This window comes from Methanofollis sp. UBA420 (assembly GCF_002498315.1).
Taxonomy (GTDB): domain Archaea; phylum Halobacteriota; class Methanomicrobia; order Methanomicrobiales; family Methanofollaceae; genus Methanofollis.
The window spans coordinates 848,982-867,533 of the sequence record NZ_DAGX01000002.1 but is presented as its reverse complement, the minus strand read 5'-3'; the positions used below and the strand labels follow the sequence as shown (position 1 = coordinate 867,533).

General features: G+C 60.3%; 18 protein-coding genes. 5 read left to right on the top strand and 13 right to left on the bottom strand.

Going from position 1 to position 18,552, the window contains the following annotated elements; genetic code table 11:
• Window positions 1–16 precede the first annotated feature (16 nt).
• The 3 genes from BP869_RS04265 to BP869_RS04255 all read left to right on the top strand — a co-directional run bounded on the left by BP869_RS04265 (window position 17) and on the right by BP869_RS04255 (window position 3,663).
• Window positions 17–2,209 carry a DUF3160 domain-containing protein gene (locus BP869_RS04265; RefSeq protein ID WP_342677189.1) on the top strand — a complete coding sequence of 731 codons (2,193 nt, stop codon included), beginning with the start codon at window positions 17–19 and terminating at the stop codon, window positions 2,207–2,209.
• 40 nt (window positions 2,210–2,249) lie between these two features.
• Window positions 2,250–3,086, top strand: coding sequence for a geranylgeranylglycerol-phosphate geranylgeranyltransferase (locus BP869_RS04260; RefSeq protein ID WP_342677187.1), 837 nt, complete (start codon window positions 2,250–2,252; stop codon window positions 3,084–3,086).
• 157 nt (window positions 3,087–3,243) lie between these two features.
• Window positions 3,244–3,663: a polymer-forming cytoskeletal protein gene (locus BP869_RS04255; protein WP_342677185.1), complete on the top strand. Its 420-nt coding sequence runs from the start codon at window positions 3,244–3,246 to the stop codon at window positions 3,661–3,663.
• On the opposite strand, the gene BP869_RS04250 is transcribed toward BP869_RS04255, so the two are convergent.
• The 4 genes from BP869_RS04250 to BP869_RS04235 are packed head-to-tail and all read right to left on the bottom strand — an operon-like array spanning window position 3,641 to window position 7,141.
• A complete protein-coding gene (locus BP869_RS04250; protein ID WP_342677183.1) occupies window positions 3,641–4,318 on the bottom strand; it encodes a DUF116 domain-containing protein in 678 nt (225 codons plus the stop codon). The genes BP869_RS04255 and BP869_RS04250 overlap by 23 nt on opposite strands.
• 24 nt (window positions 4,319–4,342) lie before the next feature.
• Window positions 4,343–5,377, bottom strand: coding sequence for an S-methyl-5-thioribose-1-phosphate isomerase (mtnA, locus tag BP869_RS04245; RefSeq protein WP_342677181.1), 1,035 nt, complete (start codon window positions 5,375–5,377; stop codon window positions 4,343–4,345).
• Window positions 5,374–6,657: a CoB--CoM heterodisulfide reductase iron-sulfur subunit A family protein gene (locus BP869_RS04240; protein WP_342677179.1), complete on the bottom strand. Its 1,284-nt coding sequence runs from the start codon at window positions 6,655–6,657 to the stop codon at window positions 5,374–5,376. The genes mtnA and BP869_RS04240 overlap by 4 nt, the downstream gene beginning before the upstream one ends.
• A complete protein-coding gene (locus BP869_RS04235; RefSeq protein ID WP_342677178.1) occupies window positions 6,650–7,141 on the bottom strand; it encodes a gamma carbonic anhydrase family protein in 492 nt (163 codons plus the stop codon). Before BP869_RS04235 ends, BP869_RS04240 begins: the two co-directional genes overlap by 8 nt.
• A gap of 29 nt (window positions 7,142–7,170) precedes the next feature.
• On the opposite strand from BP869_RS04235, the gene BP869_RS04230 reads away from it, so the two are divergent.
• Together BP869_RS04230 and BP869_RS04225 are read left to right on the top strand one after the other, a co-directional pair.
• Complete coding sequence (locus BP869_RS04230) at window positions 7,171–7,629, top strand: phosphopantetheine adenylyltransferase (protein WP_342677176.1); 459 nt, start codon at window positions 7,171–7,173, stop codon at window positions 7,627–7,629.
• Window positions 7,630–7,972: 343 nt separating this feature from the next.
• Complete coding sequence (locus BP869_RS04225) at window positions 7,973–10,606, top strand: hypothetical protein (RefSeq protein ID WP_342677174.1); 2,634 nt, start codon at window positions 7,973–7,975, stop codon at window positions 10,604–10,606.
• Window positions 10,607–11,140: 534 nt separating this feature from the next.
• Here the strand turns inward: BP869_RS04225 and pyrI are convergent.
• The 9 genes from pyrI to BP869_RS04180 all read right to left on the bottom strand — a co-directional run bounded on the left by pyrI (window position 11,141) and on the right by BP869_RS04180 (window position 18,532).
• A complete protein-coding gene (pyrI, locus tag BP869_RS04220) occupies window positions 11,141–11,602 on the bottom strand; it encodes an aspartate carbamoyltransferase regulatory subunit (protein WP_342677173.1) in 462 nt (153 codons plus the stop codon).
• Window positions 11,599–12,495: an aspartate carbamoyltransferase gene (pyrB, locus tag BP869_RS04215; RefSeq protein WP_342677172.1), complete on the bottom strand. Its 897-nt coding sequence runs from the start codon at window positions 12,493–12,495 to the stop codon at window positions 11,599–11,601. The genes pyrI and pyrB overlap by 4 nt, the downstream gene beginning before the upstream one ends.
• A 2-nt stretch (window positions 12,496–12,497) precedes the next feature.
• Window positions 12,498–13,223 (bottom strand): tRNA (adenine-N1)-methyltransferase, encoded by a 726-nt coding sequence (locus BP869_RS04210; protein WP_342677171.1) that lies wholly within the window; start codon window positions 13,221–13,223, stop codon window positions 12,498–12,500.
• The gene (locus BP869_RS04205) at window positions 13,220–13,564 is read right to left on the bottom strand and encodes a nascent polypeptide-associated complex protein (RefSeq protein WP_342677169.1); all 345 of its coding nucleotides are present in this window, start codon (window positions 13,562–13,564) and stop codon (window positions 13,220–13,222) included. The genes BP869_RS04210 and BP869_RS04205 overlap by 4 nt, the downstream gene beginning before the upstream one ends.
• 2 nt (window positions 13,565–13,566) lie before the next feature.
• Entirely contained in the window at window positions 13,567–14,043 is a 477-nt protein-coding gene (locus tag BP869_RS04200; protein WP_342677168.1) for a PUA domain-containing protein, read from the bottom strand.
• Window positions 13,988–15,382 carry a DHH family phosphoesterase gene (locus BP869_RS04195; RefSeq protein ID WP_342677167.1) on the bottom strand — a complete coding sequence of 465 codons (1,395 nt, stop codon included), beginning with the start codon at window positions 15,380–15,382 and terminating at the stop codon, window positions 13,988–13,990. The genes BP869_RS04200 and BP869_RS04195 overlap by 56 nt, the downstream gene beginning before the upstream one ends.
• Window positions 15,383–15,474: 92 nt before the next feature.
• Window positions 15,475–16,548: a hypothetical protein gene (locus BP869_RS04190; protein WP_342677165.1), complete on the bottom strand. Its 1,074-nt coding sequence runs from the start codon at window positions 16,546–16,548 to the stop codon at window positions 15,475–15,477.
• Window positions 16,549–16,558: 10 nt separating this feature from the next.
• Window positions 16,559–18,046 (bottom strand): hypothetical protein, encoded by a 1,488-nt coding sequence (locus BP869_RS04185; protein ID WP_342677163.1) that lies wholly within the window; start codon window positions 18,044–18,046, stop codon window positions 16,559–16,561.
• Between the two features lie 3 nt (window positions 18,047–18,049).
• Window positions 18,050–18,532 carry a signal peptidase I gene (locus BP869_RS04180; protein WP_342677161.1) on the bottom strand — a complete coding sequence of 161 codons (483 nt, stop codon included), beginning with the start codon at window positions 18,530–18,532 and terminating at the stop codon, window positions 18,050–18,052.
• Window positions 18,533–18,552: the final 20 nt, after the last annotated feature.

Genomic DNA, 18,552 nt, shown 5'->3' with positions numbered 1-18,552 from the left:
CGCCCTCTGATCGTTCATGGACCGGACTGCCCTGCTCGCCCTGCTCCTCTGTGCGGTCGCTCTCCTTGCCGGGTGCGTGACGCCCCCGGAAGCGCCCCAACCGGAGACGAACTTTTCCGCGTACCCGACCCCCGCACCCCTGGCGGTGAACCTCTCCGCGCCGCAGTACCCCCTACCCCTTGAGACGGCGAATGTCACCAACTGGCAGGAGGTCGACGCCGCCCTCTCCCTCGGCCCCGAGGCCGAGGCCCTGCTCACGGCACATGGTTTCGCCGTCGTCGAAAACCCCCTCGGCCCGGGAGGCGCGGACATGGTCAGGCCCTATGCCGCCCTGAAGGAGGGGGGCGTCCCGGTCTTTGTGAGCACCGATTCCCTCCTCCACCTCTATCATATCCAGTTCGACGAGACGATGCGGGTAGTCGAGGAGGAGAGGCTGTACGACGACCTGTATGTCCTCGACTCCGCCCTCCTCAATATCTCGATGGAGACCTACGGGCGGTCGAGCGGCGAGGCGAAGGAGGCGGCCCGGCGAAATGCGGTGTACTTCGGCGTGGCAACCAGTCTCCTCGCCCCTGAGGCACGGCAGGTCGGTGCCGGCACCGGGTTTGAAGCCGGAGACGTGCGGCGCTACGGTGTCGCTGTCCCCGAGGAGATCAGGCCAGACGTGGAGGCAGAGCTCGCCCTGATACGCGGCCATGCCGGCACTGATGCCTCGCCTCTCTTCAGGTACGAGGAGGACTACTCGCAGTACCTTCCCCGCGGCCACTACACCCGGTCGGAGAGACTGGAGAACTATTTCCTGGCGATGATGTGGCACGGCCGGATGGCCTTCCTCCTCAACGGCACCCTCGTGACCCCTGAGGACGCGAGGGTCCAGACGATCGGCGCCGCCCAGGTCGCCGCCGCCCTTGCCGACGACCCGGCCCTGATGGAGAGGTGGGACCGGATCTATACGGTCACCTCCTTCTACGCGGGCTACTCGGACGACCTCGGCCCCCGCGACTATTTCGCGGCGATGGACACTCTTTTCGGCGGCCCGAAGACCGACCTCTCTCAGGACCAGGTGGCGGCCCTGCAGCGGGAACTCGGCACCTACCGCGCCCCCGCGATCTACGGCGGTACCGCCGACTGCATCGCCTTTACCCCTGAAGAGGCACGCACCTGCCTCAATGCGACGCAGGGGTTCCGTTTCATGGGCCAGCGTTTCCTCCTTGACTCGTACATCTTCTCGGAACTCGTGTACCCGTACACCGGTGATTTCACCAGCACGGGTACACCCTTTACCCTCCACGATGGCGAGCGCCCCATTCCGACAGCCCTCGACGTGATGGCCCTCCTCGGCTCCGAGAGGGCCGACGCGATCCTGGATGAGAATGGCGACAGCCGGTACGAGCACTATGACGCCATCGCCGGCCGTCTGGCCGGGGAACTCCCGCAGAACGAGAGCGCGTGGAACAGGAACCTTGCCATCGGCTGGCTCTACACTCTCCAGCCCCTCCTTGCCAGTTTCGGGGAGGGCTACCCGACCTTCATGCAGACGACGGCCTGGCAGGAGAAGGAACTCACCGCCTCCCTCGCCTCCTGGACAGAACTCCGCCACGACACCATCCTGTACGCCAAGCAGAGTTACACGATGGGCAAAGGGATGGCCTACCGCCCGCCCGAACAGGAGGTCGCGGGGTACGTCGAGCCTGTGCCCGGCCTCTACCACCGCCTCCTCGTCCTCACCACGATGACCCGCGAGGGCCTCTGGGACCTCGGCGCTCTGGACGCGACCTCTGAGTCTCGCCTGCGCTCCCTCGAGTCCGTCCTCGCACGCCTGGAAGCGATCTCGGTGAAGGAACTCGAAGGCGATGCCCTCACCCCTGACGATGAAGACTTCATCAGGGGTGTTGCCGCCTCCCTTGACCGCCTCGTCGTCGGTGTCGACGAGGACGGGATGACGACCGCTATCGTTGCCGACGTCCACACTGACCCGTACAACAACCTCGTCCTGGAGGAGGGGGTCGGGTATGTGGACCTGGTCGTCGTCGCCTGTCCAGACTCCGAGGGCCGGCCCTTCCTAGCGGCAGGCCCGGTCTTCTCGTACTACGAGTTCACCGTCCCCCTGTCGGGCAGGCTCACCGACGAGGCCTGGCAGGAGATGCTCGCCACCGACCCCCCCGCGAGGCCGGGGTGGACGGCGGGCTACGCCGCAGTGACGCGGTGAGTGAGTATTGAAATACCTCCCCCTCACACCTCTTTTCCGAATGCACGGTTATGTCTCGATCACCCGCCCGGCCAACTCGGTCGTCGCCGGGCTTGCCGGGGTGCTCGGCTACCTCATCGCCACTGGAACGGTCACGCCTGAGTCCGCGGCCCTCATCGGGATCGTCGCCCTGATCACCGCCGCGGGCAATGTCATCAACGACTACTGCGACGCCGAGATCGACGCGGTCAACAGGCCCGATAGGCCGATACCCGCAGGGAAAGTCTCGCGCCGGGGCGCCCTCGTCTATGCCGCCCTCCTCTTTGCGGCCGGCAACCTCCTCGCCCTGACGACAAACCTCCCCTGCCTTGCGATCGCTCTCTTCAACTCGGCCCTTCTGGTGCTGTACGCCGCACGCCTGAAGGGCATGCCCTTTGTCGGCAACCTCACGGTCGCCTATCTCTCTGCCTCGATCTTCCTCTTCGGCGGCGCCCTTGCCGGGCCGGACGGCCTTGCGGCGAACCTCCCTGTCGCGGGGGTCACTTTCCTTGCGATGGTGGCGCGGGAAGTGCTCAAGGACGCCGAGGACGTGGAGGGCGACGCCGCCGGCGGGGCGCGGACCCTGCCGATGGTCCTCGGCATCCCCCGGACGATCGTCCTTGCCTTTGCGTTCGCCGCGGCCGCCATGGTCCTCTCCATGCTCCCGGTCTTCCGGTGGTGGGGCCTCCCGTACCTCCTTGCCATCGGCCTCCTCAATGCCGCCGTCCTCCTCGGCGCTGCAGGTGTGCGGGGGTGCACGACGCCGGCCTGCATCAGGTCGTCGCGGGTCACCTCAACCCTGAAGAAAGGGATGTTCCTCTCCCTCCTCATCTTTACGGCCGCTGCCGTCCTCCTCTGAGGGACGCAGATGGATTATCGGGTTTGCCCGGTGAATCGAGGGATTATGGGCTGGCCGATGAGAGAAGATCACTTATATGGACACCTGATTTCATCATCCTTCATATAAACAAACCGAAAACTATTCTTCCCATGCACGGCATGATCGTGTTTACAGCATGAAGGTCTATCAGCGCGGGAACACCTACGTCGCACCGAAAGGCTCTTATTTCGACGGGAACGTCCACATCCCCGGGGACTTCATCGTCCCGCCCGAGACTCATTTCTGGGGCCGCCTCGACGTCGACGGCTGCCTGGAACTCGGCCCCTCTTCGACCGTCGGCGGGGACGTCACCTGCCGGTCGGGCGTGATCGGTCGCGGGGTCAGGATCGGGGGGTCGCTCACGGTCGGGGAGAGTGTGACCATCTCCGACGATGTCGTCCTGGGGTCTGTCTCGGCAGGGGGCGACATCATCCTGCGGCCTGGCATCAAGGTCGGCGAGGTGAGGAGCGACGCCACGGTCTATGTCTACGGCAGTATCTCAAGCGAGAGCCTCGTCGGCAGGAACATAAAGGTCATTGCGAATCAGGCGCAGTGATCCCGATCGCGGCGATCTCGTGGAGGTCGTCCCAGTTGAGGACGGTCTCCACGCACCCGTCTTTCAGGGTGACGACGCCCATGCCGATGACCCCTGCCCTGTCGCAGAGTTCGAGCCCTTCTTTTATCTCCATCAGGCAGCCGATCCCGACGATCGCCTCCGGCCGGTATTTTTTCATCATTCTCTTGATGAGGGTGGAGCCCGGGGCGATGAAGACGCGGTAGCCCATCGCTTCGTATGCGTCGATCTCCCTGCCGATATCGCATCTGCCGCACCGGCGGCAGATAAGGCCCTCGGGCGTGAGGTGGGCCGGGCACTGGGCCGACCGCAAGCACTGGGGCAGGTAGATCACCCTTTTTTCGACGGGGGTCTCGGCGAACCTCTTCGTATTCATCATATTCTGCAGCTTGATCGAGAACTGCACGAGGTCGGCATCGTCGAAACCGAAGAATTTGCATATTCCCTTGATCACTCCCTCAAGGAGGACCATCCCACTCTTCATCAGCCGCGGGAAATAGAACTGCCCGCTCTGGATGGAGAGGCCGGCGACGATCATCACGAGGACGGAGCCGATGAGCATCCCGACGATCAGGAAGACCGTGATCTCTCCGATGAGCATCATCAGGTCGTTCCAGAGCGAGGCCGTGAAAAACATGGTAGGAGAATATGGGGGGATTATTTAAATATTCCCTGTATCTGGCATCCTGTAGTACGGCGGGCGGAGAACCCCGCGTTCTGTGACGATCGCCGAAACGAGGTCGAGGGGTGTTCTGTCGAAGGCGAAGTTCGTGCAGGGCACGCCGGCAGGGACGGTCCGCCTCCCGTTGAAAATACCGATTTCGTCGCCTTTTCTCTCCTCGATCGTGACATCTGCGGCCCTGCGCCCGGTATCGAAGGTGGACACCGGTGCGGCGACGTAGAATGGGATGCCGTGGTGGCGGGCACAGACCGCGTGCATGTACGTGCCGATCTTGTTGAAGACGGCGTCTGCTGTGATCCTGTCCGCGCCGACGACGACGCAGTCGATCTCGCCCCTCTGCATCAGGAAGGCGGCGGTGGAGTCGGTGATCACCCGCACAGGGACGCCGTCCTCATGGAGTTCGAAGGCGGTGAGGCGGGCCCCCTGGAGGAGGGGCCGCGTCTCGCAGGCGGTGACCGTGACTTTTTTCCCGCTCTCGACGGCCGACCTGACGATGCCGAGGGCCGTCCCCCAGGTGGAGCAGGCGAGGGCGCCCGCGTTGCAGTGGGTGAGGACGCGGGCGCCGTCTGGGATGAGGTCCGCGCCGTTCTTCCCGAGGGCCCGGCAGATCTCCTCGTCTTCGCTGGCGATGAGGTCGGCCTCCCTGACCGCGGCCTCGACGGCCTCGTCGGCCTCGTCCGCCGTCCCGGCGGCCCGCAGGGCAGCCATCGTCCTGTCGATCCCCCACCCGAGGTTCACCGCGGTCGGTCGGGTGGCCCGCAGGTACGCGGCGGCCTCCGTCACCTCCGCGACGAAGGGGCCGTACTCTGTCTCCGTGCTCGTCATCGCCGCGAGGGCGACGCCGTACGCCCCGGCGATGCCGAGGGCCGGGGCGCCCCGCACCTCCAGGCGGCGGATCGCGGTGGCGAGGCGCTCGACGTCGGTGCAGGCGACGACCTCCAGCCTCTCCGGCAGGAGGGTCTGGTCGATGAAGCGGATAGTGGCGCCGTCTCGTTCAATGGTCCGCGGGATCATATCCCGGCCTTCAGGACGTCGGTGTACGCCCGCATCGCGGCCGCACCGGCCATGGCCACGCTGTCGGGGATGTCTTTCGGGGCGGCGGCCGTCCCTGCCACATAGATGCCCGGCCTGATCGTTGCCACGGTGTTCATCTTCTCGTCCCTGGTATGGACAAAGCCTGTCTCTTCCAGGGTGATGCCGAGGCGCCCCGCAATCTCTTCCATCCCTGCCTGGGGCTCCATGCCGACGGAGAGGACGACGAGGTCTGGCTTCAGGAGTTCGACAGCGCCGGTCTCGGTGTTCTCGACCTGCATCTCCAGGCCGCCGTCTGTCTGTGCGATCTCGCCGGGCAGGCCGCGGAGGAAGCGGACGCCCATCGCCTCCGCCCTGTTGAAGTACTCCTCGTAGCCCTTGCCGTAGGCCCGCACGTCCATGTACAGGATGGTGACCTCGACGTCAGGGTGGTGCTCCTTGATGAGCATGGCGTTCTTCATCGCGGCCATGCAGCAGACGCAGGAGCAGTACGGGCGGTCGGCCTGCATGTCGCGGGAGCCGACGCACTGGAGGAAGGCGACGCTCCGGGGGACTGCGCCGTTGGAGAGCCTCCGCACCTCGCCGCCTGTCGGGCCGCTCGCGTTGATCATCCTCTCGAACTGGAGGCTGGTGACGACGTCGGGGACCTGAAGGTACCTGAGGTTCCTCTTCCTGGCCGGGTCGAAGGTGGCATAGCCTGTGGTGACGACGACGCTCGCCGCGGTGAGGTCGAACTCCTCCTCGCGGTCCTCGTCGTCGTGGAGGACGGCGTCGCGGCCGCAGGCCTCGTAGCAGAGGCCGCAGTCGATGCAGTGCTCCCTGTCGCGGATCGTGACATTGGGGACGGCCTGGGGCATCGGGCGGTAGATCGCCTTCCGCACACCGATCCCGGCGTCGAAACGGTTGTAGACCTCGACAGGGCAGACCGTGGTGCAGTCGCCGCAGCCATTGCATCTCTCCTCGTCGACGTACCGCGGGTGGCGCCTGAGGTGGACGGTGAAGGTGCCGACCTCGCCCTCGATCCCTGTCACCTCTGTGCAGGTGTGGAGGACGATGCCGGGGTGACGCTCCACCTCGACCATCTTCGGGGAGAGGATGCACATGGAGCAGTCGTTTGTCGGGAAGGTCTTGTCGAGCTGGGCCATGTGGCCGCCGATCGCGGGTTCCTTCTCGACGAGGTGGACGCGGACCCCGTGGTTGGCGAGGTCGAGGGCGGCCTGGATGCCGGCGATGCCGCCGCCGATGACGACGACCTCAGCCACGCCTGTACCTCCCGGCCATCTCGACGTAGACTTTCGCGTTCTCTCTGATGTGCTCGCGCTGCGCTTCGTCGACCTCCTTGACGATCTTGCCCGGGACGCCGAGCACGACCGAGCCCGGCGGGATGACCTTCCCTTCGGTGACCACGGCACCTGCGCCGATGATCGAGCCCTCGCCGACGACCGCGCCGTTCATCACGATCGCGCCCATGCCCACGAGCACCTCGTCGGAGATGGTGCAGCCGTGGACGATTGCGCCGTGGCCGATGGAGACCCGGTCGCCGATGAGGGTCGGGTGGCCGGTGCTGCCATGGACGGTGGCATTGTCCTGGACATTGGAGTCGGCGCCGACGACGATCCGGTCGCGGTCGCCGCGCAGCACGGCGCCGAACCAGACGCCGGAACGGTCGCCGATAGTGACGTCGCCGAGCAGGGTGGCGTTTTCCGCAATGAAGACCTCATCGCCGATGCGCAGATTGTGGTTCATATTATACTATGGATTCCCCATTACTATCAATGAAGATTATGGTCGGGGGCACCTTCTCCCCCCTGCACGCGGGACACAAGAAACTGATATCGCGTTCTTTTGAACTTGCAGGCCCGGAAGGGACCGTGATCATCGGCCTCTCCTCCGACACCTTCGCGGGGAGGAAGAGTCATCCCGTGATGTCGTACGACGAGAGGAAGGCGGCGCTGGAGAGGTACGTGCAGGGCCTCCCCGCAGGGGTGAGGTGGGAGGTCGAGGAGTTGAACGACAGGTACGGCTCGGCCCTAGAGACCGACTTCGACATCCTGGTCGTCTCCGAGGAGACCCTGCCGGTGGCCCTGGAGATCAACAAGCTCCGCCGGGCGAAGGGGAAGAGGATGGTCGAGATCCACCAGATTGCCTGCGTGCTCGCGGAGGACAACCGCTGGATCTCCTCGACCCGGATCATCAGGGGCGAGATCGACGAGGCCGGGCACCTGATGCGGTGAGATCTGTAGATCTTTTTTGGTACGGCGTTTTTTGATCGCCGCGATCTGTCGGGATGTGGGCGGAGAGGGTGGCGGGACTTTTTTTTGGGCTTTCTTTTTTCCGTCGATGTTATAGATGGGTTACCGGGAGTGGCTCTCCTCCTCCCTTGGGTTCTTTTGAAAATTTGCCGACACTTTTGTATTCCTTATTTTTTTCTTCCAGCTAGGATGAGAATATGTTTCACATTACGGTTTGCTTGCTCCTCTGTTTATGAAGGCTAAGATTACTCGAATTTTCAAAAGGGTAACCCCAAGAAACATAATCGAAATCCTCATGGGATGCCATGTATAATTCGATCATGAAATGAAGGGAGAGTCTTCGAAAGCTGAGAAAAAAAGTTTAAGTGACATTCAGGGTGAAGTGTCCAGTTATATTGATGGAATTAGGTCTGAGAAGCGATCTGTTGAACAGAATTTGGTGGATCTTTCTGCAAATATTAAAAGTTCTTTTGAAGATGCCCAAGATCAAATCGAACAAATAAATTGCGATCTATCCCGTGATGAGACTGAACTGGGGACATTTTTTAAATCACGTTTAGCAATTGCAGCATCTTCCATTGATGATTCTGTTAAATATCTTATCAATGCGAATAAGGAAATCAAATATCAATACAATCAACTTGTTTTTCCGGTTTTGCTCTTACTTGGATGCATTATCATAAGTTCGCGTTCTGGATATATTGTTAGTATATTCCCTGTTTTAGGGATCGGTATTATGGGTTTCTCCCTCCTCGATTTAATACTCTTAGTAATAATAACTTGTTCTCTCTTCTTGATGTGGAAATCTTCTCAATCAGTGGAGAGTTCTTTCGAAGATTCATATGAATCTATGAATAATAACAAATTGTTAGTCTCGCAGCAGAATTGGAAAATTAATCGGATGCGAGTACATAAACAAAAATTTACAAACACTGAGCCTTTTTTTGCACAGGCAACTGGAGTGATCGATACCCTTATTGTTAACATTGGAAAATCAGTTCCTCTCATCTCCCAAGCGTTCGATGAATTAACTCTTTTGACGAGATATCGCACATTAGTTGAGAATTTCAGGCTTGCACTCAACTATTATGGATTATGCAGAGAACCCGACTTTTTCACTGAATTAAAGCAATTTGCACCGGCAAATGATCACATAATCAATGATGAAAATTTTTGGGAAAAATCTATAGTTGATAAAATAATCTTTCAATTGAGTAGTGAGGGCATTGTAGTCTCTCAGAAATTGATTTTACTGCTGTTTTATGAACACAATGGAAAAGATACAAGGAAAGTCTTCAGAGAAATTCTTAATTCTGATACTGATCTCTACTCTCTTTCACAAATATTGATTACCAATAGGATTATTGTCGACCCTCCTCCATATTACCAATATCGACTGGACGATATTATCAGGACACTGAAGTCTATTGATGCATTTGATCTAGCTGAAATCAACAGAATTGTTTCCAATAATATCAGACTGATGGATTATATTAATAGCTACATCGATTTTCTTGTAAAGAATGGAATAAATCTACAATTCCAACTCACACTTCAATATATCATTGATGAACAGAAGGTTCAAACAGACAACTTTGCAATTCAAGTTATCGATTTGGCATATAATATAGGTCTGGATGCATTGAGGAGTATTGATTCGTTACCTGAGGACTATCGTCATGGCTTTGCAAATGCATCCATCTCATTGAAATTTAGCAATGATTTGTCAATCAGGGTGTCTGCATGTCAAAGATCGGCTGAAGACATAACTACAGCAATTATTCGAGCCTATTACGAAAAATCGAATGAATTTGATCGGGCTGAACCAGTTCGACTTATTGAATTGATACAAGATCTAGATTTGATTAAATCAGAATATTCGAAACGGAACTCTGATGATTTTAAATTTCTTAAATCTGAACTTAGTGAAGGTAAATGGTTTGATAGCAGTGGATCATACTTAAAAAAGTTTATTGATGCATCTGCCAAGGATATTAAAGAACAGATTTCTGAAATTGAAAAATATTCAATATTAAAGGATGTCTTGAAGGATAATTTTCAAAATGTTAACGTTGATTCAATCGAAAAAGCTATTGATGCTCAAATTTTTGGGGCATATGTAATAATGTTTGACTCAAAACGCGGAAACTTAAGAGATCTGATAGATTCCCTTTCTATTAGATATTTGGAGTCAAAGGATCCTGAGAAAAAGTGGGATACGAAAACTGAGAAGAAACTACGAGATAACAAAGAAAGATATGGTATAACTCCGAATTACGATTTTATCAGTTTCTCACCAAGCACTCGTATTGGTGTGCTGGAAGATAATGAGACCTTTTCTGATTTTGAAAAAAGCATTTTAAGCGACTTGAAAATAGCACTTCGGAGATCTTATCCTTCTTTTGAGGGTACGAAATATGATATTGGATTAATCATTCACAAAATTACCTTATCAAAATATTGTCTTGGTTTATTAGATGATGATGGCATTTCAGATATTGCGGTACTAAAAAATCTTGATTTTGCGAATTATATCTCAAAACTTGCTTCGGATCATGTATCTCCAGAAAAACAGGCCAGTGTATTGAGATTTGAGGAGAAGGTTGATCTATTCCAGACAATTGATTACAAGTCGATTTATGAAATAATTAGGTCTGAAAATGATGATTTAAAGCCAGAAGAAAGAAAAATCTTGACTCAAAACGACATAAAAGAAGATATATTGGATGCATCGGGGCGCAAACTCGGGGTGAATGGGTTTCGAGCGTTGGCCTTTGATTTAAACAAAAGAATTTCAAAGGAACAAGTGTCCAAAGTTGTTGAAGCTGTGCTATATAATCGGTATGTCCAAGAACCTAAATTGGTACAAAATGCCAAGATCCGTGCAAAAATTCAGTCGGAGAGATTTGCTGACTCTTTTGAGAAGTTGTCTCTACTGTATGAGTTACAAAAACGTTGAAGATTTTGTGTGTGCGGGACGGACCTCTCTCATCGGCCCTCTGCACGGGGGAGAATCTCCGCGGGAGAGCGATACCTGATCCTCCTGTTTTGATGAAGAGATTAGGGCGACCGGTGCTCGAAAAAGAAAGAAATTCGCGAAGAGGTGACGGTCTCACTCCTTCATGAACTCGTCGCCCTTGCAGAGGCGGCACGGCGGGAGGGTGTCGGTGTTGTGAGCGTGAGAACCTTCCCACACCCGAGGCAGAAATATCTGCCCTTGCCTGGTCTGTCGCCGGATGTGTATGGCATGAAGAGAAAATGGCGCAGAAATCCGATAAAGGGGGGGCTGTGCGGGGGCTGAAAGTGTGGGGGAGGCTGGCCGCCGTGCTCGCTCGCCGTACGTGCGGTCCTCAGGCCCGATGCCCGGAGAGAACACTACCAAAAAATAGACCTATGTCTAAAAAATGAGACATCACCAAGACCGACCCAATGATATACCCCCTCTTTTTCAGCGTGAGGGCTTTCACGCGAGAGTTTTCAAAAAAGAAAAAATTCAGATAATATGCCCGGCGATGTCCTCGGTGAGGTACCAGTCGCAGTACAGGCAGTGGAGGCCCTTCTTCGTCACCTCGAACCTGCTCTGGATGGGTTCGTTCGTGTTCGAGATGCAGCCCGGGTTCGGGCACTTGACGACGCCGTGGAGGAGTTTCGGGATCTCGACGCCCTTCTTGTCGAAGACCAGGTAGTTCCTGATGATATTGATCGTCGCCTGCGGGGCGATGAGGGCGATCCTGTCCACCTCCTCCTTCTTGAGTTCCCTGTTCTCGATCTTGACGATGTCCTTTCTCCCGGCCTTGCCGCTCGCCACGTTCGTGGCGATGGAGAGGGTTTCCTTCGTCGCCCTGGTGATCCCGAGGATCCGCAGGACGTTGAAGGCCTCGCCCGCCGGGATGTGGTCGATCACCGTGCCGTTCCTGATCGGGCTGATCTGGAGGCTCTTCGGCGGTCCGCTCATCCCATCACCTCCAGGAGGAGGGCCATCCTGATCGGGATGCCGTTCCTCGCCTGCTGGAAGTAGCGGGCATGGGGCAGGGCGTCCACCCCGGGATCGATCTCGTCCACCCTGGGCAGGGGGTGGAGGACGATCATCCTCTCGCGGGCGCCTGCCAGGAGTTCGGGGGTCACCCGGTAGCTCGAAGCGACCGCGTAGTACGAGGCCATGTCAGGGAAGCGCTCGCGCTGGATCCTGGTCACGTACATCACGTCCAGGCCCCGCGTGAACTCCGCGATATTGGTGTGCTCCACCACCTCGACCCCGCGGTCGCGGAGGTTCCCGATGACATTCGGGGGCATCTCCAGGCTCTCCGGGGCGAGAGTGTGGATGGTGACGTCGTAGTTCGTCAGGGCGTACGCCAGGGAGTGGGCCGTCCGCCCGTACCGCAGGTCGCCGAGGAGGCCGACATCGATCCCGTCCAGGGGCATCGCCTGCCTGATCGTGTACAGGTCGATGAGAGTCTGGGACGGGTGCTGGCCGGCACCGTCCCCGGCATTGATCACCGGGACCGAGGAGAACTCGGTGGCGAGTCTCGCTGCCCCTTCCTTCGGGTGGCGGAGCACGATCGCGTCCGCGTACCCGCTCACCACCCGTACCGTGTCGGCAAGGGTCTCGCCCTTGACGACCGAACTCACCTCCACGCCCCCCATGTCTATGGACTTCCCGCCGAGACGGGCCATCGCCGCCTCGAAAGACATCCGCGTCCGGGTCGAAGGTTCGAAGAAGAGCACCCCGAGGATCCGGTCCTCCAGGGCGTGCCGGTCATAGTTCCCTGCATCGATCGCCCGGGTGCGGTCGAGAAGGGCGTCGATCTCCTCCTTTTCAAACTCCTTGATCGAGATGATGTGCCGCATATTTACCCCCGTGCAATGGTGATGTACCCGGAGTGCCCGACCCGCGTCGACGGCCTGGTGCCGCGGGCGCTCCGCGTCATCTCCCTCTCCATGCACTCATAGGTATGCACCTCGGAAAAAAGGCGCGATGCCTCGTCATAGGCCTGCATCATCTGCTCGATGAAGGGGGTGTAACAGGCCAGGTAGCCGCCTGACCGCAGCAGGGTCCGCGCATGGGCGATGTGCGCCGGCGTGATCCCGAGGTCCAGGTGGACGACGTCGAACTCGCCCTCCACCTCGAGGACGTCGCAGGCCCGCACTTCGACATTGTCGAGGCCCGCGTCCCTGATATTTTTCTCGGCCTTCTTTGCGAACTCGGGCCGCACCTCGCAGCTGACGACATGCCCCGCGACGCCGCCGAAATAGATCGCGGCGATGCCGCTCCCTGTGCCGGCGTCGAGGACGGTGTCCCTGCTGTTCATGCCCGTGTAGGCGATGACCATGCCGATGTCCTTCGGGAGCATCGGGGCGCCTGTCCTTGCGGCATGGGTGAAAAAGTCGGTCGCCCGCGGCCGCCTGATCACGAACTCGGTGCCCAGGTGGGTGGCGACGACGTCGCCGTACGCCGCCCCGACGAGGGTGTCGAGCTTCAGGATGCCGAGGTCGGTGGAGAGGGTGCCCTCCCCTGCAGAGACATAATATTCCCTCGTCGCGGAGACGAGGATGAGACGCTCCCCTTCCTGGATCATGCGCCTGTCAGACGCAGGATCGCCTCGGCGATGTCTCCGCCGGTGGCGGCGAGCGCCTCCCGGGCGGCGGCGGCCGTGGTGCCGGTCTGCTCCATCACCAGTTTCACGTCGTCTTCCGGGATCTCAAGGGCAGCGGGCTCGAACCTCGCCTCGCCATTGATCTGGTAGGTGGTGGCACCCTGCATGATCGTGGCGACGACTTCGACCTCGTCGAAGACATAGTTCCCCTTGCCAGTCTCGATGATGACCCTCTTCACGTCTTCAAGCTGCTCGATCTCCATGCCGAGCTGCTTCATCATCTGCTTCATCTTTTTCGGATTGATCTTACCGCCTGGAAACACGCTTACTTTCCTCCTTTCCTAACTTTTACCGCTACTCCATAATCAAATGCCACCATTTCTCTGCCCGAGAGGAGTGCCTGGCCGGTGGCGATCACCTCGTCCTCCCCGGACACGACGATCACCTCGTCGCCGGCCCTGATGCCGGTATCCGCTGTGACGATGTGTTTGGCAAAGGCGTTCTTCCCGTCGGCGACGAAATCGGCGACCTCGTCCGCGATCACGACGCGGTATGCGGGCGCAGGGAGCGCCTGCGCAAGCAGGCGGGCGCCTGTGATGCCGAGGGTGAACCGCCCGTCCTGGGCGCGGACGGTGACGATACGCTCGTCCCCGAGCATCACCTGCCTGACACGCCGCGTTTTCGACCTGACGATGCGGCAGCCTGGCTGGAAAAGCGCCTCTCCGGCTCCTTTTCCGAACTGGAAGTCAGCAATCGCCCTGACCTGCCGCTCCGCGCTGTCTCTTGATGCACTGGTTGACACGGTATACAAACTCCTGTTCTGCTGTTTTCGGGATATATGCCCCCGCGGCGATGGCGTGCCCCCCTGCCGCCCCGCCGAAGGGCCCGGCGGCCTCGATGAGGGCCGCCTGAAGGTCGATGCCGGCCCCGACCATCCGGTCGTCGGCCCGCATGGAGACCTTGGTGAGGGTGGGATCGTCGGGGAGGGTACACATGATGAGGATCGGTTTCTCGCGGCCGAGCTTCGAGAGGGCCATGCCTGCGCCGATTCCGACGATGGTGTCGGGGAACCTGTCCCCGACATGGAGGTACTGGATGGCGTCGAGTTCCTGGACGCCGGTGGTGAGGATATAGGTGAGGATCTCCCGGATTGTTGCCCTGTGCTGGGTGAGCATCTGCCCGGCCTCCCTGAGGGCGGCGGCCCGGTCGCCCGCGCAGATCGCGCTCCCGACCGCGGGGCGGGCCCACCTGCCGCAGGCATTGAGGAGGGTCGAGAACTCGGAGGCATTGTGCAGGGCCGTCCCCCCGGCCTCGTCGGGGAAGAGGTAGACCTCGGCGCAGAGTCTCCCGGCGTCGCCGCCGTGGGCGACGATCTGCTCCGCGAGGGCCGAGCAGACCGCCTGCTTCTCGGCGTCGTCCAGGTCATCCCAGACCCGCCACCGCCCTTCCCGCGTCCTCTCCGGGATGCCGAGGGACGCAAGGAGCCTCCGCGCCCCTGCCGGGTTGTTGGTGATCCCCTCGATGAAGGGGTCGTCGGTGTAGGCGAGGCAGAGGTTCAGGGGGCGGGTGGAGATGCCGTAGCAGTTGAGGTCGCGCTGTGCCTCGACATTCCCGTACTCGATCCCGTCCTCGGCGATCGCCCGTGCCGGCCCGATGAGCCCGCAGTCCTCCCTGGCCATCATGTCGCCGACATTCCCGATCACGGCAAGCTTTGCGAGGTCGTGGGTGTCGTCGTCGATGGCCCGGGCGACGAGGTACGCCGCCCCCGCGGCCGAGAACTTCGTGTGGCCGTACGGCAGGGCGTTCACCTGCATGTACGGGGTCTTTACGTCCTGCGAGACGTGGTGATCGATGATCACGACCCTGTCTTCGGCAAGGCCGTGCTCCTCCAGGAGGTTCTGCTGCCCGGCCCCGAGGTCGGAGAAGACCTTCAGTGTGTCGTCCTGCGGGACGTGGTGCATCATCAGCGGCTCAAGTTGCCGCACGAAGACGGGCGCCGCCTCGATCCCGGCGCGGGTGATCGCCTGCATCAGGATCGAGAGGCTGGTGATGCCGTCGGCGTCGATGTGCGAGATGACCGTCACCCGGTCGGCCTCGCGGATCCGTCTGGCGGCCGCTGATACATCCCTCTCTAGACTCATCTGACTACACTACTATCATGCCCCTCCGATATAACCCATTGGTCGGGCGGATTTGCCGCCCTCTCCGGCAGATTGTACGGATTTTTCCCGCCTTACCTCTCCATGATGAGGACGACACCGAGGGTGACGAGGTAGACGGCGGCCAGGCCAAGGAGACTTTCCAGGGGGCCGGCGCCGAGGGCGAGGAGGCCGAAGCCTGCTGCCACCGAGAAAAAGAGAAGAGTGCACTCCCCTGCCCAGAGGGTGCGAGGCGTCGGCTGCCTCTGGCTGAGGAAGCCGGCGGTGGGCGGGATGAGGAGTGCCGCGGCGGCGAGGAGGATGCCGGGCGGCTGCATCCAGCAGAGGATCCTGTAGTCAAGGGGGAGCGCGGCGACGAGGAGGAGGAATATGCCGGCGGCGGCCGCCACCTTCAGAACTCTGGAGGGCTCGTGCCGCAGCCTGACCATGCCCCCGATGAGGAGCATGAGGAGGAGGGCTTGGAGCAGGGGGATCCGGTCCTCTGGTGCCGGTTCGTCGGCCACCGCAGCCGTCGTCGGTATCGTCAAGGTCTCCTCCGGGAGGGTGGTGAGTGCGGGGTGCTGCCCGCTCTGGCTCCTGGAGGAGGCCTGGACCTGCCTGTGCCCTCCCCCTCCTCCCCCTCCTCCGCCGCCGTCCGGGGGAAGGGTGGTGAGGGTGTAGTGGACGGTGAAGGCGAGGGTGTCGCCCTGGGCGTCGTCCTGTGGGGTCCCGGTCTCCCTGAACTCCCAGTGCCAGACGAGTGTGGTGGTCGCGCCGGCCTCCAGATGCGTCACGGTGACGGCGGGACTGCCGCCCGGTCCTTGCGGGAAGGAGGTGATGGGTGCGGGCAGGTCGAGGGTGGATGCGAGATGGTCGTTCGAGAGGGAGAAGAGGAGGTAGGTGTCGAGCCTGGCGCCGTCCTGCCTCGCGTCCGTCTCCGTGATGTCGGAGACCCAGACGGCGACGCTGCCGCCTTCGCTCCCGGCATTGTGGAGGAGTACGGTCGTGGTGCCGGTGTCGCCGGGTTTGAGGTCGGGGAAGGCCATGCCCCCGGCTCCCGGGCCGTCGAGGGTGAGGTCGACGACCGCTCCCAGGGCCGCGGCGACGAGGAGGGGGCAGAGCAGGGCCACCATCACCAGTCTGTTCCAGTATCGTGCGTCTTTCTCCATCGTTCGTCCCTCAATAGTAGTACACCCGCACCGCGTGAAGGACGGGGGTCTGTGTGCTGTCCGTCGTGGTCAGGGTGGCCCTCCACTGCATGTACCGCCCTTTCGGGAGGCCGCCGGCCGGGTCCGTCCAGGCGGGGGAGGCATCGCTCTGCCCGAAGGGGGCATCGGACGCCCTGCCCTCCATCGTGATCGCGGTCGCCCCCTCCTCTGTCGTCCTGTCCCAGAAAAAGGCGTTCCAGGTGGCGCCTTCGATGCCTGTGTCAAAGACCACGCTCTCGAGGGTGCCTTCGAGGGCGTACTCTGCCCGTGCAAAGATGGTGTCCCTGTATGGCGGGATGGCGGCGTCTTCGGAGAAGGAGAGGTCGAGGGTGTGGGTGTGAGCGGGGTCCGCGACCTCTTTTCTGTCATACTCCCCCTTTCCCATCTCCTTCTGCTCGATCTGGGTGGGGTTGCCTGTTTCGAATGTCTTATTGGAATGGGTGTGTGTCTCCGTGCCGCCGGTCTCCCCGTATGTCCCTGTGTCCCTGATGAAGTAGCCTTCAAAGTCGGAGACGACACTCCACCCTTCACCCGGTCCTGTGGTGTGCATGGCGATGAGGCCGGCAGGGAGAGGGTTGTCGTTTCCTGCCCGTCCCAGACGCACCGTCATAAAGGGGGGTTTGTTTTCCGCCTCGTCGATCGTCCCTGTCTGTTCGTGGGTGTGTCCAGGGCCTGCGATCTCGATCTCCTCACCCTCGAACACCCACCTGACATTGATTGTGACCACCTCCGAGGCCCCCCCGGCCGTGACAGTGACCTCGTGGGTGTGATCCTGCGATCCCCCCGTGCCCGTCACAGCCCCGCCCCTGAGGTAGCGATCGTCCCCGTATGCCTGCTCCCAGTCCCCGGCTGGGAGATCTTCGAAGATGCCGATCGCACCGGCCGGGATGATGCAGGGGATGTCGCCGTCGTATCTGATGATCCTGAAGTCCCGGTAGGGGGGAAGATGGGAGGCACTGGCAACGCTTGTGGTGCCGGTGTGTGTGTGGGCAGGGGATGCGCACTCCTTCGTGCCCAAGTTCCAGAATCTCCATTTCTGTGTTGTTGTACGTGATGGCCCCGAGCACCCCGTCACCTCCCCTGTATGGGTGTGGTTCTCCGTACCCCCCTCACCGCCATACTCTGCCGCCCCGCGGGGGAAGCGGTGGTAATAATCCCCTCCTTCGTTGGAGACGCAGGTCCAGTTCTCCGGGACCGTTTCGTCCTCCCAGAAGAGCATGAAACTCCCGCCGCCTGCCGCGAGGGCGACGTCGCCGGCGGGTGAGACCGCGACGCCATCGCCTGTGCCGTTCTCGAAGTCTGCCCTGATGGTCTGCTCCCAGAGTCCGGGCACGTACGCGGCGAAGGTAGACGTTCCTGTGTCTTCCTGGTCGAAGAAGAGTCCTTCGACTGTCCAGCACCCCCCGGCAAGGAGGAGGAGAAGGACCGTGGCCGTCAGCGCCCCCCGCCACTCTCCCATGACTTATCCCTCCCTCTCGCTGCGTTTTCCCCTGAGGGTCTGCACCTCCAGGGCGACAAGGACGAGGCCGGGGACGAGGAGAGTGAGGAAGAACCCGGCCGGCGTCCTGACGAAGACGGCAAGGTAACCAAGGAAGGGGAGGGAGAAGAGGGCCCTGCCGACGACGTCCCCGGCCGCTACCGGCACGGGGTCTGCGTCCTCGTTGGCGTCGCCGCGGGTGATGAAACCGGCCGTCGGCCCCTCCACCACCGCGGTCACCCGGTGGGTGACATGGTGCCCGCCCGAGCTGAAGGTGATGATGTCGCCTGCCCGCACATCCTCTGGGGAGACAGGGGCGGTCACCACCACCCCGCCGACCGGGATTGCCGGTTCCATGCTCCCGGAGAGCACGACCTCGACCTGCCAGCCCGCAAGGACTGCGGCGACGACGACGAGGGCGGCTACGACAAGGAGGACCGTGCAGGCCCTTCCGGCAAGGGGGTGCATTTTATTCTTCCTCTGGCCCT

Excerpts from the sequence above, each read along its gene's own strand:
- BP869_RS04180 (WP_342677161.1), bottom strand. The coding sequence starts at position 18,532 with ATGCACCCCCTTGCCGGAAGGGCCTGCACGGTCCTCCTTGTCGTAGCC.
- BP869_RS04190 (WP_342677165.1), bottom strand. The coding sequence starts at position 16,548 with ATGGAGAAAGACGCACGATACTGGAACAGACTGGTGATGGTGGCCCTG.
- BP869_RS04260 (WP_342677187.1), top strand. The coding sequence starts at position 2,250 with ATGCACGGTTATGTCTCGATCACCCGCCCGGCCAACTCGGTCGTCGCC.
- BP869_RS04185 (WP_342677163.1), bottom strand. The coding sequence starts at position 18,046 with ATGGGAGAGTGGCGGGGGGCGCTGACGGCCACGGTCCTTCTCCTCCTC.
- BP869_RS04230 (WP_342677176.1), top strand. The coding sequence starts at position 7,171 with ATGAAGATTATGGTCGGGGGCACCTTCTCCCCCCTGCACGCGGGACAC.
- pyrI (WP_342677173.1), bottom strand. The coding sequence starts at position 11,602 with ATGAGCGGACCGCCGAAGAGCCTCCAGATCAGCCCGATCAGGAACGGC.
- BP869_RS04235 (WP_342677178.1), bottom strand. The coding sequence starts at position 7,141 with ATGAACCACAATCTGCGCATCGGCGATGAGGTCTTCATTGCGGAAAAC.
- BP869_RS04250 (WP_342677183.1), bottom strand. The coding sequence starts at position 4,318 with ATGTTTTTCACGGCCTCGCTCTGGAACGACCTGATGATGCTCATCGGA.
- BP869_RS04255 (WP_342677185.1), top strand. The coding sequence starts at position 3,244 with ATGAAGGTCTATCAGCGCGGGAACACCTACGTCGCACCGAAAGGCTCT.
- BP869_RS04195 (WP_342677167.1), bottom strand. The coding sequence starts at position 15,382 with ATGAGTCTAGAGAGGGATGTATCAGCGGCCGCCAGACGGATCCGCGAG.
- mtnA (WP_342677181.1), bottom strand. The coding sequence starts at position 5,377 with ATGATCCCGCGGACCATTGAACGAGACGGCGCCACTATCCGCTTCATC.
- pyrB (WP_342677172.1), bottom strand. The coding sequence starts at position 12,495 with ATGCGGCACATCATCTCGATCAAGGAGTTTGAAAAGGAGGAGATCGAC.
- BP869_RS04265 (WP_342677189.1), top strand. The coding sequence starts at position 17 with ATGGACCGGACTGCCCTGCTCGCCCTGCTCCTCTGTGCGGTCGCTCTC.
- BP869_RS04210 (WP_342677171.1), bottom strand. The coding sequence starts at position 13,223 with ATGATCCAGGAAGGGGAGCGTCTCATCCTCGTCTCCGCGACGAGGGAA.
- BP869_RS04225 (WP_342677174.1), top strand. The coding sequence starts at position 7,973 with ATGAAGGGAGAGTCTTCGAAAGCTGAGAAAAAAAGTTTAAGTGACATT.